Below are 12157 nucleotides of genomic sequence, written 5' to 3'. Positions count from 1 at the left end.
CCGCCAGCTCAAGTCACACCGCTACGGGCCGATAACCGATCCATGGACAGACTCAGCCTCATAGGACTCTTCCTCGCCTTGGCATCACTGGTCGGGGGCAGCATCCTCAAGGGCGCTGGCCTGGCGTCGCTGTGGTCGCCGGCTGCGTTCGTGATCGTGATCGTGGGAACCCTCGCCTCGATCCTGCTGCATACCGCCCCGGCGGTGTTCAAGCATGCCTTCACCATCGTGCGCTGGGTGATCCGCCCGCCGCAGAGCGACCGCCGCCAACTGATCACCCAGATCGTGGAATGGAGCAACATCGCCCGTCGCCAGGGCCTGCTGGGCCTGGAAGCGCAGGTGGAAGCACAGTCCGATCCGTTCCTGCGCAAGGGGCTGCAACTGCTGGTGGACGGGGTGGAGCCGGAAACCATCCGGCACATGCTGGAGATCGAACTGAGCAGCCAGGAGCACAAGGACCTGGCCGCCTCCAAGGTGTTCGAGGCGATGGGCATCTATGCGCCGACGCTGGGCATCATCGGCGCGGTGCTGGGGCTGATCGCGGTGATGAAGAACCTGGCCGACCCCAGCAAGCTCGGCCATGGCATCGCCGCGGCGTTCACCGCCACCATCTACGGCATTGCCTCGGCGAACCTGCTGTTCCTGCCGGTATCGGCCAAGCTCAAGAGCGTCATCGCGCACACCACCCGAGACCGCGAAATGGCCATCGAAGGCCTGATCTCGATCGCGCTGGGCGAGAATCCGCGCAACATCGAATCCAACCTGAGCGGGTTCCTGCACTGACATGGCCCGCCGCAAGCACCACGAAGAGCATGCCAACCATGAGGCCTGGGCGATTCCGTACGCCGACCTGATGACGCTGCTGCTTGCCTTCTTCGTGGTGATGTATGCGATCTCATCGGTCAACGAAGGCAAATACCGAGTGGTCGCCGCCGCGCTGAGCACGGCCTTCGGTTCGGCCCCGCGCACCCTCAACCCCGTGCAGGTCGGCAGCAACCAGGTCAAGGGCGGCGGCTGGGATGCGCCGTCGGTGATCAACGCTGGCAGCCGCGTCGGTCCGTCTGCACCTGCGCCGGCCAACGATCCGTCCTTGCTGCCGGCAATGGCATCACAGATGCGCTCACCGGTGTCCTTCCGTGACCAGGAACAGCTGAAGCAGGCCGAGCGCCAGCTCAACGCGATCGCCGACCGGCTAACCGCCACGCTGGCGCCGCTGATCGACCGCGGCATGATCACCGTGCGCCGTACCGAGCTGTGGATCGAGGTGGAGATCAACAGCGATATCCTGTTCCCGACCGGTGCCTCGGTGCTGGACGTACAGGCGCGTGACACCCTGTCCACGCTGGCCGGGGTGCTGCGCGATGTGCCCAACAGCGTGCGCGTGGAAGGCCATACCGACAACGTGCCGATCGCCACCGCGCAGTTCCCTTCCAACTGGGAACTGTCAGCCGCGCGTGCCGCCAGCGTGGTGCACCTGTTCGCCGACCAGGGCCTGCAGCCGGCCCGCCTGGCGATGGTCGGCTATGGCGAATTCCGCCCGCGCGAGGACAACACCAGCGCCGTCGGACGCAACCGCAACCGGCGCGTGATGGTGATCATCCTGGCCGATACCACGCACGGCGTTGACCCGATCAGCGAGCGGCTCAACGCCTCCACCGGCAGTGTTGCGCCCGCGCCGATCACCCCGATTTCCTTACCCCCCACCCCGCAGGCGCCACGTGCGCCTGCAGCGGCCGGCAGCCCGATCGGCGCCGCCGTCACCCCCGCCATGAAGGAGTAGACCGATGCGCATCTGGGCAATCGCCAACCAGAAGGGCGGCGTCGGCAAGACGACCACCACCCTGGCGCTGGGCCGGCAACTGGCCGCCCTGGGCCACCGTGTGCTGCTGATCGATCTTGACCCGCATGCTTCACTGACCCGCTCGTTCGGCATCCCGCTGGATCCGCCGCCGGCCGGCGTGCTGGAACTGTTCGCCGCACCGCCGGCCGAACTGGCCACGCTGTGCCATGCCAGCCGCATCCCCGGGCTGGACCACGTCTGCGCGCAGTCGGCACTGGCCACGCTGGAACGCCGCAGCGCCAACCAGCCTGGGCTGGGACTGTCGCTGCAGAATGCGCTGGCACGCCACGCCGGGCGTCACGATTACATCCTGCTCGACTGTGCGCCCACCCTCGGCCTGCTGATGATCAATGCACTGGCCGCGGCCGATCGCCTGATCATCCCCACCCAGGCCGAACCACTGGCGCTGCACGGGCTGGACGGCATGGTCCGCACCGGTGAAATGGTTGAACGCTCGCGTCGCCGCCCGCTGCCGATGTCCATCCTGCCGACCCTGTTCGACCGCCGCACCCGCGCCGGCAACGAAAGCCTGCGGCAGATGCAGGACAACCATGGCACGCGGGTCTGGGAGGATGCGATCCCGGTGGACACGCGGATGAGCAACGCCGCCACGTTGATGGCGCCGGTGGAAGGGGACGACTATCCGGGCCGCGGCCTGGCCGCCTATCGCCGTGCGCTGGACTGGATCCTGGCCGACGATGCGCGCGCACTGGAGCAGGCCGCATGAACAACGAAACCGTGCTGGACGATTACCTGGAACAGCTGCTGGGCGAGGCCACCACGACGCTCGCCGAGCCGGTCGCGATCCCCGCTGCCGGGACCGCAGCCGAGCCCCCCGCCGAACGCGAGCCGACCTGGGACGACCTGCCCGACGAGGTGGTCTACGAGACCGGGCCGGCCAGCAGCGAAGACCCGGCATTGATGGACGAAGCCAGCCTGCAGGCCGCCTTTGATGCCGCCGCCGATGCGCCGCTGCCTGCTGCTGGACCGGAACCGGAGCCGACCTGGGACGACCTGCCAGACGAAGTGATCTACGAGACCGGCGAGGACGTCAGCGCGGTGCTCACCAACGCGGACAGCCCCTCGCTGGAAGCCGCCTTCGCTGCCGCTGCCGATCCCATCGCCGCCCTGCTCGCCCCCGCGCCGCCCGCCGCGCCTGCGGCGCCCGCGTTGCCGCCGCGCACCGTGGCCCGCGCGACCCCCGCGCTGGCGCAGCCGAATGAAAATCCGCCCAGCACCTGGCAGGAATTGCAGGAACAGGCCCGGCAGAGCGGTTACGCATCATCCCCGCAGCGACGCGCCACCGAGCGCAGCTCGCGCTGGCTGCGGCTGCGCTGCGGCAGCCAGGCCTATGCACTGGAACTGCTGAAGGTGCAGGAAGTAGTGCTGCCGGTGCCGCTGCTGCCCCTGCGCGGTACCGCCCCGGCGATGCTGGGCATCATGAACCTGCGCGGCCAGGTGGTCCCGGTGATGGACCTGGGCATCCACCTCGGCGGCGCCCCCGCCGGCGAAGACGCCCTTACCCGCATCGTGGTGCTGGAAGAAAATGGCGAGATCATGGGCCTGCGCGTGAGCGCCGTGGAAGACGTCACCAACCTCAGCGACTCCCAGATAGAACCCCCCGACACCGCCCGCATCTGCCGCATCAGCAACGACATCTTCCGAGGCGTAGCCCGCCTCCACCAGCAACCGATGATCCTCCTGGACGCCACCCAGCTGCTGAACTGACCGCCAGACAGCATTCGCCTCGCTCTCGTTCCTGCTCTTGCTCCCCACCCCAAGCGCGGACTGTCAGCAAGGGGGGCGGGCAGGGTCAGGCAGGACTGTGTGAGGCAGGAGCCGAACACAAGCCTACACGGACGTACTTGCGGCGTGTCCTGCCTGACCCTGCCCGCCCCCCTTCGCCCCAGGCTTCTGCTTCTGCCCCAGGACGCGAAACAAAAAACCCAACCCTAAAGCTTCCCCGGATATTGCCGCTATGAAGTCTGGAACCGTTTGTCCGGAGCAACAATGAGCACTGTGGACCTGGGTGAAGATCTCGGCATCGAGAGCAGCACCGAGCTGAAGAACCGCCTGGCCCCGTTGCTGGCCGCGGCCGACCCGCTGACCCTCGACGCCAGCCGGGTGGGCCGTATCCACACCGCCACCATGCAGGTCCTGTGCGCGTTCGTACAGGGCCGGCGCGGTGCCGGATTGCAGACGGAATTCAGCGGCAGCACCGCAACCTTCACCGACGCCGCGCGATTGCTCGGCGTCACCCAGGCCCTGGGCCTGGCTGTATCCCATGACAACCTGAAATCTGTGGAGAACGCGGCATGAGCGCACGTATCTTGGTGGTGGACGACTCGGCGTCGATGCGCCAGATGGTTTCCTTCGCCCTCACCTCGGCCGGCTTTTCCGTCGAAGAAGCCGAGGACGGCGCCGTCGCGCTGGGCCGTGCCAAGGGCCAGCGCTTCAACGCGGTGGTCACCGACGTCAACATGCCGAACATGGATGGCATCTCGCTGATCCGCGAACTGCGCCAGCTGGCCGAATACAAGTTCACCCCGATGCTGATGCTGACCACCGAATCGGCCGCCGACAAGAAGTCCGAAGGCAAGGCCGCCGGCGCTACCGGCTGGCTGGTCAAGCCGTTCAATCCCGAACAGCTGATCGCTACCGTGCAGAAGGTCCTGGGCTGACCGCCCACGCCATCCCATCCCCCGCGCCCGCCCTTGGAACACACCTGACATGAGCATGGACCTGCAACGTTTCCACGCCACCTTCTTCGAGGAAAGCCGCGAAGGGCTGGACGCCATGGAAGCTGGACTGCTGACCCTGGAATCCGGCCAGCACGATGCAGAGATCATCAACTCGGTGTTCCGTGCGGCGCATTCGATCAAGGGCGGCGCCGGCACCTTCGGCTTCGATGCCATCGCCGCGCTGACCCACGTACTGGAAACGCTGCTGGATGAGCTGCGCGCCGGCAAGCGCGCGCTGGAAGCCAATGCCGTGGACGCCATGCTGGCCTCGGTGGACGTGCTGCGCGCCCTGCTCCGCGAAGCCGAACACGGCGTGCAGGCCGACCCGGCCGCGGTCGCGGCGATGAAGGCGCGACTGGAATCGATCCTGTCCGGCCAGGCCCCGGCGGCAGCAAGCGCAGCCGCCCCGGTCGCGGCCGAAGCGGAGCCGGAAGCGTGGCAGATCGGCTTCACCCCGGCACCGTCGATGTTCATGAGCGGCAATGATCCGCTGCGCATCATCCGCGAACTGGAACACCTCGGCCCGCTGCAGGTGCAGGCACGCCTCGAGCGGCTGCCCGGCTTCGAGCAGCTCGATCCGTTCGAAGCCCACCTGGCGTGGGATCTCGGGCTGATCGGCAAGATCAAGCGTAGCCAGATCGAAGATACCTTCGCCTGGGTGGTCGACGACTGCGAGCTGGACATCCGTCCGGTCGCACCGCCCAGTCTGGCCACCACCGCACCGGCTGACGTCGAGGCCGCGCCGGCTGCGGCTGCAGCACCTGCCACCGCAGCGCCCGCCACGGCCGCTGCGACCCCGGCGCAGGAAGCCGAATCCTCGATCCGCGTCAGCGTGGACAAGGTCGATGCGCTGATCAACCTGGTCGGCGAGCTGGTCATCACCCAGGCCATGCTCAAGCAGGTGTCCAATCATATCGACCCGGCCCATGCCGAACGTCTGTTCGCCGGCCTGGATCTGCTGGAGCGCAACACGCGTGACCTGCAGGAAGCGGTGATCGGCGTGCGCATGCTGCCGGTGGATGCGGTGTTCCGCCGCTTCCCGCGCCTGGTCCGCGACCTGTCCACCCGCCTCGGCAAGCAGGTGCGCCTGAAGACCATCGGCGAAGGCACCGAACTGGACAAGGGCCTGATCGAAAAGATCGCCGATCCACTGGTCCACCTGGTCCGCAACTCCATCGACCACGGCCTGGAAATGCCGGAGTTCCGCCGCAACTCGGGCAAGGACGAGACCGGCACCATCACCCTGGCGGCCTCCCACCAGGGCGGCCACATCGTCATCGAAGTAAGCGACGACGGCCACGGCCTGAACCGCGAACGGATCCTGGCCAAGGCGGCCGAACGCGGCCTGGCCGTGCCGGAGAACCCCACCGATGCGCAGGTCTGGGACCTGATCTTCCAGCCGGGTTTCTCCACCGCCGATGCGGTGACCGACCTGTCCGGCCGCGGCGTGGGCATGGACGTGGTCCGCCGCAACATCCAGGCGCTGGGCGGCGAAGTGCAGATCGAGAGCCGCGCCGGCATGGGCACGCGCACGCTGATCCGCCTGCCGTTGACGCTGGCGATCCTCGACGGCATGACCGTCTCGGTGGCCGGCGAAACCCTGATCCTGCCCCTGGCGTACGTGCTGGAGGCGCTGCAGCCGCAGGCCAGCGACATCCGCACGATGGCCGGCGAAGGCCGTGTGCTGCGCGTACGCGGCGAGTACCTGCCGATCCTGTCGCTGAGCGAATACTACGGCTACGGCCAGCGCCACAGCGACGAATCGCTGGTGGTGGTGGTGGAAGGCGATGGCCAGAAGATCGCGCTGGAAGTGGACGAACTGGTCGGCCAGCAGCAGGTCGTAGTGAAGAACATCGAGAACAACTACCGCCGCATCGGCGGTGTGTCCGGCGCCACCATCCTCGGCGATGGCCGGGTGGCGCTGATCGTGGACATCGGCGGGTTGGTGCGCTCGCTGCGCGTGCCGCAGGCCGCCTGATCCGCAATCGAGGTAGCGCCGAGCCATGCTCGGCGGCTTTTCTGCCCGCAATCACGACGCCTGATGCACGCCGCGCTGCGCGCTCGCCGAGCGTGGCTCGGCGCTACCGGGCAACTGCTGCTGACGCACAGATCGTGCTACAGATCCGCGCAGCCGCGCCGCTATCTGTAAAGACGGCGTGATGATCCCCCACGACGCCGCGTCCCGAGTCCTTTCCAACATCGCCCAGCGGCATGTCCGCTGCGCCCTGCCCTGCCCTGGAGCACCCGCATGAAGTGGTTTGCCGATCTTCCCATCGCCCGCAAGCTGGCGGTGGGATTCACCTTGACCACCTTGATGACCCTCGTGCTGGGCGGCTTCGCCCTGCTGCGCCTGTCCGAGGCCAACCAGCAGCTGCGTGGCATGGCCAGCAATGCCATTCCCTCGGTGCAGCACCTGGGCGAAGTGCGCTCGCAGCTGGGTGAGTTCCGCACCTATGAAATGGCCCAGCTGACGATGCTGGACAAGCCGGAAAAGGTGGCTGATTACAACAAGCGCATGGACGCTGCCGCCAAGGTGGTGCATCAGGAACTGGATGCCTACGCTGCACTGCCGGCCGATGCCACCGAGCGCGCCCTGTATGCGAAGGTCAAGGCAGCGGTCGCTGCGTATCTGGCCGCCAACGAACAGCTGCGCGCGGCCGGCGGCAGCGGCGATGCGGTACTGGCGCAGCAGATTTCCGATGAGCAGTCGCGACCACTGCGGCGCGCCCTGTTCGAAGACCTCAAGGCCCTCAGCGCTTACAGCGGCAAGCTGATGGACCAGGGCATCGCCAACGCCAATGCCACCCACCACACCAGCCTGATCGCCATCATCGCCGCGATGCTGCTGTTGTCGCTGGTTGCAGCCACGCTGGCGGTGATCATCTCGCGCGCCATCACCGTGCCGCTGGGCAAGGCCGTGCAGGCCATCCAGGCCGTGGCACGCGGCGACCTGACCGTCACCACCCAGGCCACCAGCAATGATGAAGCCGGCCGCATGCTGGCCGCCACAACGGAGATGACCGCCACGCTGCGCCGCTTCTCCAGCCAGACCCAGCAGATGGTGGAAATGCACGCCGGCCCGGACATCAGCCACCGTATCCCGGAAGACTTCCCCGGCGTGTATGGCGAGCTGGCGCATGGCATCAATACGGTCATTTTCGAACACCTCGACGCACTGCGCGATGCGGTGGACGTGCTGAACCAGTACGCCATCGGCAACCTGGAACCGGACGCACGCCGCCTGCCGGCCAGCCGTGCCTTCCTGCATGAGTCCATGGATGCGGCCAAGGCCAGCCTGCTGGCGATCAACACGCAGATCCAGCAGCTGGCATCGGCCGCGGCGGTCGGTGATTTCAGCCAGCGCGGCGATGCCGCGCGTTTCCAGCATGATTTCAAGGTGATGATCGAACAGCTCAACACCATGATGCATGTGGCCGACGGCAACCTGTCGCAGCTGTCGCAGCTGCTGCGGGCCATCGCCGCCGGTGACCTGACCGCACGCATGGATGGCGAATTCCACGGCGTGTTCGCGCTGATGCGCGACGATGCCAATACCACCGTCGGCCAGCTGACCAGCATCGTGTCCAGCATCCAGGTATCGGCACAGAGCATCCGCGGCGCCGCCAGTGAAATCGCCGCTGGCAACAACGATCTGTCGCGCCGTACTGAACAGCAGGCCGCCAACCTGGAAGAAACCGCGGCATCGATGGAGGAACTGACCTCCACCGTGCGCCAGAATGCCGAGCATGCGCGCCAGGCCAACCAGTTGGCGATCGGCGCAGCCGGTGTCGCCAGCCAGGGCGGCGCGGTGGTCAGCGAGGTGGTCACCACCATGTCGGCGATCGAAGCGTCTTCGAAGAAGATCGCCGAGATCATCTCGGTGATCGACGGCATCGCCTTCCAGACCAACATCTTGGCGCTGAACGCCGCCGTCGAAGCGGCGCGCGCCGGTGACCAGGGACGTGGCTTCGCCGTGGTCGCCAGCGAAGTGCGCACCTTGGCGCAGCGTTCGGCCGCAGCGGCCAAGGAGATCAAGGGCCTGATCGATGAGTCGGTCAGCAAGGTGTCCGATGGCTCGACGCTGGTGCACCAGGCCGGCGCGACGATGGGCGAGATCGTCGCCTCGGTGCAGCGCGTGACCGACATCATGGCCGAAATCTCCGCCGCTTCCCAGGAACAGTCCGCCGGCATCGAACAGGTCAACCAGACCGTGGTGCAGATGGACGAAACCACCCAGCAGAACGCGGCGCTGGTGGAAGAAGCCACCGCGGCGGCACGTTCGATGGAAGAACAGGCGATGCAGCTGACCGATGCAGTGGCCCAGTTCCGCCTGGCCGAAAGCGCGTCGGCCAACGCCGCCGCACCCGCCGTACCCGCCGCACGTGCCACAGTGGCACCGCCTGTAACCAAGGCGCCCGCGGCCACCGCGCGTCCGGCCACCCGCCGCGCGACGGTGAGGCAGCCGGTCATCGCCGGCGACGGCGACTGGCAGGAGTTCTAAGCGCTACAGCGGTTCACTGGCTGGCGGGGCGGGGTAGGTTCGCGGGGGACGGCAAAAGCCGCTCCTGCGGGCCTCGTTTCGCGCCATCCATGGCGCTCAACGCCCCCGCCAACCCACCCCGCCCCGCCTTCGTCAGGTTCATGGCGGCCCGGGAACATGCGGCTCTGGTAGCGCCGACCCATGGTCGGCGGAATTTGTCAGCTGCGCTGATGGATATCCGCCGACCATGGGTATGCCGGTCGTCCTGACCGGCTCCCTGCGGACCGCCTCGGTAGCGCCGACCCATGGTCGGCGGAATTTGTCAGCTGAGCTGATGGATATCCGCCGACCATGGGTCGGCGCTACCGCTTTGCGTCTGCGGCCCCGAAACCTGTCAAGGGCCGGGTGGTGGGGCTGGGCGGGGGCGTTGAGCGCCATGGATGGCGCGAAACGAGGCCCGCAGGATGCGGCTTTTGCCGTCCCCCGACCAGCCCCACCGCCCGGCCCAGCGCCAGCCGAACGCCGTGATTTCGGGACAATCCGTGCGCACCGTCACACTCCGATCACGCGCCGGTCAAGTTCGTTCGGGCAGCGCCGTTACTGCTCTCACCACACCGCCCGGTCTTCCGATGGACGCTTCCGCTGACGTCGCCGTGCCCCGACAGCGCCTCCCCCGCGCGCTGATCGGCCTGCTGTTGCTCGGCCTTTGGATGGGCTGGGCCGCACCGGCGCTGTGGTACCAGACCGCTGATTCTCCCATTCCCCTGTGCGTCGCCCCCACCGACCGCCGTTGAATCTCCAAGCCGCTGTTCATGCCAGAAGGAGCATTGCGCATGTCCGCATCGCCAAGCACCGTTGATTCGCTCGTGGGTCACGAAAAACTTCCCTTCCTGCAGGCATTGACGGCCGAGGCCGATCGCCTGTTCCTGGCCGTCACCGCGCTGCTGGCGCTGGTGTCGATGGCGCTGGCGCTGCGTGCCGGCAGCTGGACCCCATTCCTGGCCATCAGCCTGCCCACCCTGCTGCTGGTCGCCGCGCAGGTGCACCTGCTGCCGGGCACGCGACTGTCGCGCTGCACCGTGGCGCTGGCGTGGATGGTGCAGGCGGCCACGCTGATCCATCAGACCAACGGCCTGCTGGAAACCCATTTCACCGTGATCGTGCTGATCGCACTGCTGCTGTACTACCGCGACTGGCTGCCCCTGGTGGTGGCCGCTGCGGCGATTGCCGTGCACCACGTGCTGTTCTTCTACCTGCAACAGCGCGGCCTGCCCTACCCGGTGTTCAGCGCAGGCAGCGGCATCGGCATCCTCGCCCTGCACGCCAGCTACGTGGTGGTGGAAACCGCACTGCTTTCGGTGATGGCCATCCAGATGCGCCGCCAACTGCTCCTGCTTGGGCACGATCCGCGGCAGCTGGCGGCCCTGGCCCGTGGCGTGGCCGCCCACCAACCGTTGCCCGCCGGCATCCATGCCGAACAGTTTCCGGCGGACTCGCTGGCGCGCACGCTGGTGCAGACCAGTGCAGCGCTACTGCAGCGCCGCGATCGCGAACAGGCTGCACTCGGTGACACCCTGCGCATCCGCACCGCACTGGACGATGTCACCACCAACGTGATGATCGCCGACCGTGAACGCAACATCGTGTTCGTCAACCGGCCGTTGCAGCAGATGCTGGCCGCCGCCGAATCAGACCTGCGCCGTGACCTGCCGCAGTTCGATGCGAACAACCTGATCGGCCGCAACATCGACATCTTCCACCGCAACCCAGCCCACCAGGCCAAGCTGCTGGATACGCTGGCCACTACGTACCGCGCACAGATCAGCGTCGGTGGCCGCCTCTTGCGACTGATCGTCAACCCGATCGTCAGCGACCAGGGCGAGCGCCAGGGCTTCGTCGTGGAGTGGGCCGATCGCACGCTGGAAGCCCAGGTCGAAGCCGAGCTGGAACGCATCGTGCAGGCCGCCGCCAACGGTGACTTCAGCGGCCGCGTGGCCTGTGAGGGCAAGGAGGGGTTCTTCCTGCAGCTGGCCCAGCAGCTCAACGGCCTGATGGATGCCAACGCCACCAGCATCGAACAGATTTCCGCGCTGCTGTCGGCGCTGTCCCAGGGCGACCTCACGGCACGCATGGAAGGGGATTTCCACGGGGTGTTCGGCCGCATCCGCGACGATGCCAACGCGACCATCGCCCAGCTGACCCGCATCGTCGGCAGCATCCAGGACGCGTCCACCCACATCAATGGCACCGCCGCCGGCCTGGCCCAGGGCAACGGGCACCTGGCCAGCCGCACCGAGCAACAGGCGGCGAGCCTGGAAGAAACCGCCGCCACCATGGAGGAACTGACCGCCACGGTACGCCAGAACGCAGAACACGCACGCACCGCCAACCGCGTGGCCAGCGGCGCGGCCGAGGTGGCGGCCTCCGGTGGCGAGGTGGTCGGCAGCGTGGTCACCACCATGAGTGACATCGAACATGCCTCGCGTCGTATCGCTGAAATCATTTCGGTGATCGACGGCATTTCCTTCCAGACCAACATCCTGGCGCTGAATGCCGCCGTCGAAGCGGCACGTGCGGGTGAACAGGGCCGTGGCTTCGCCGTGGTGGCTTCCGAAGTGCGCGTGCTGGCCCAGCGTTCGGCCGAAGCGGCCAAGCAGATCAAGGGGCTGATCGACGACTCGGTGGACAAGGTCGCGCACGGTTCGGCGCTGGTGCAGCGCGCCGGCTCGACCATGCGCGAGATCGTGCAGTCGGTGCAGCAGGTCAACCAGATCATGGCCGAGATCGCTGCGGCTTCGCAGGAGCAGAGCGCGGGCATCGAACAGGTCAGCCACAGCATCACCCAGATGGACGCCAACACCCGCCAGAACGCGGCCCTGGTCGAAGCGTCCACCGAGGCCACCCACGCCATGGGATCCCAGGCAGCAGGGCTTGCCGAGGCCGTGGCGCGCTTCCGGCTGCATGACGATGGCAGCGACACCGCCGTGCTGCGACGGCTGCGGGAGCTGGCTGGGTAACGCCGCCCGCCGGTAGTGACGGCCGCTGACCGTCAACCCCCGCCGCTGCGCTCGCCGAGCATGGCTCGGCGCTACCGCT

The 12157-nt window shown here is 67.4% G+C and carries 9 protein-coding genes and 1 pseudogene; all 10 read left to right on the top strand.

The window, feature by feature from the left end; genetic code table 11:
• The first annotated feature begins 42 nt into the window (after positions 1 to 42).
• Positions 43 to 783, top strand: coding sequence for a flagellar motor protein (locus tag IFT63_RS05240; RefSeq protein ID WP_042613862.1), 741 nt, complete (start codon positions 43 to 45; stop codon positions 781 to 783).
• A 1-nt stretch (position 784) separates the two neighbouring features.
• Positions 785 to 1609 (top strand): annotated as a pseudogene (gene motD / locus IFT63_RS05235) (flagellar motor protein MotD); the annotation flags it as partial.
• A 175-nt stretch (positions 1610 to 1784) separates the two neighbouring features.
• The gene (locus IFT63_RS05230; protein ID WP_101099698.1) at positions 1785 to 2567 is read left to right on the top strand and encodes a ParA family protein; all 783 of its coding nucleotides are present in this window, start codon (positions 1785 to 1787) and stop codon (positions 2565 to 2567) included.
• Positions 2564 to 3568, top strand: coding sequence for a chemotaxis protein CheW (locus IFT63_RS05225; RefSeq protein WP_192083435.1), 1005 nt, complete (start codon positions 2564 to 2566; stop codon positions 3566 to 3568). The genes IFT63_RS05230 and IFT63_RS05225 overlap by 4 nt, the downstream gene beginning before the upstream one ends.
• A 282-nt stretch (positions 3569 to 3850) precedes the next feature.
• Complete coding sequence (locus IFT63_RS05220; protein WP_192083434.1) at positions 3851 to 4159, top strand: STAS domain-containing protein; 309 nt, start codon at positions 3851 to 3853, stop codon at positions 4157 to 4159.
• Positions 4156 to 4521, top strand: coding sequence for a response regulator (locus tag IFT63_RS05215; RefSeq protein WP_042613857.1), 366 nt, complete (start codon positions 4156 to 4158; stop codon positions 4519 to 4521). Before IFT63_RS05220 ends, IFT63_RS05215 begins: the two co-directional genes overlap by 4 nt.
• Before the next feature lie 49 nt (positions 4522 to 4570).
• The gene (locus tag IFT63_RS05210; protein ID WP_192083433.1) at positions 4571 to 6559 is read left to right on the top strand and encodes a chemotaxis protein CheA; all 1989 of its coding nucleotides are present in this window, start codon (positions 4571 to 4573) and stop codon (positions 6557 to 6559) included.
• Between the two features lie 270 nt (positions 6560 to 6829).
• Positions 6830 to 9082: a methyl-accepting chemotaxis protein gene (locus IFT63_RS05205; protein ID WP_192083432.1), complete on the top strand. Its 2253-nt coding sequence runs from the start codon at positions 6830 to 6832 to the stop codon at positions 9080 to 9082.
• 608 nt (positions 9083 to 9690) lie between these two features.
• Positions 9691 to 9855 carry a hypothetical protein gene (locus IFT63_RS05200; RefSeq protein WP_192083431.1) on the top strand — a complete coding sequence of 55 codons (165 nt, stop codon included), beginning with the start codon at positions 9691 to 9693 and terminating at the stop codon, positions 9853 to 9855.
• Between the two features lie 39 nt (positions 9856 to 9894).
• Entirely contained in the window at positions 9895 to 12078 is a 2184-nt protein-coding gene (locus IFT63_RS05195; RefSeq protein ID WP_192083430.1) for a methyl-accepting chemotaxis protein, read from the top strand.
• Positions 12079 to 12157 lie beyond the last annotated feature (79 nt).

The sequence above is a fragment of the Stenotrophomonas sp. CFBP 13724 genome, assembly GCF_014841975.1.
In the GTDB taxonomy this organism is placed as follows: Bacteria; Pseudomonadota; Gammaproteobacteria; order Xanthomonadales; family Xanthomonadaceae; genus Stenotrophomonas; species Stenotrophomonas lacuserhaii.
The sequence above is the reverse complement of the archived record's forward strand: the minus strand, read 5'-3'. Positions and strand labels throughout refer to the sequence as shown.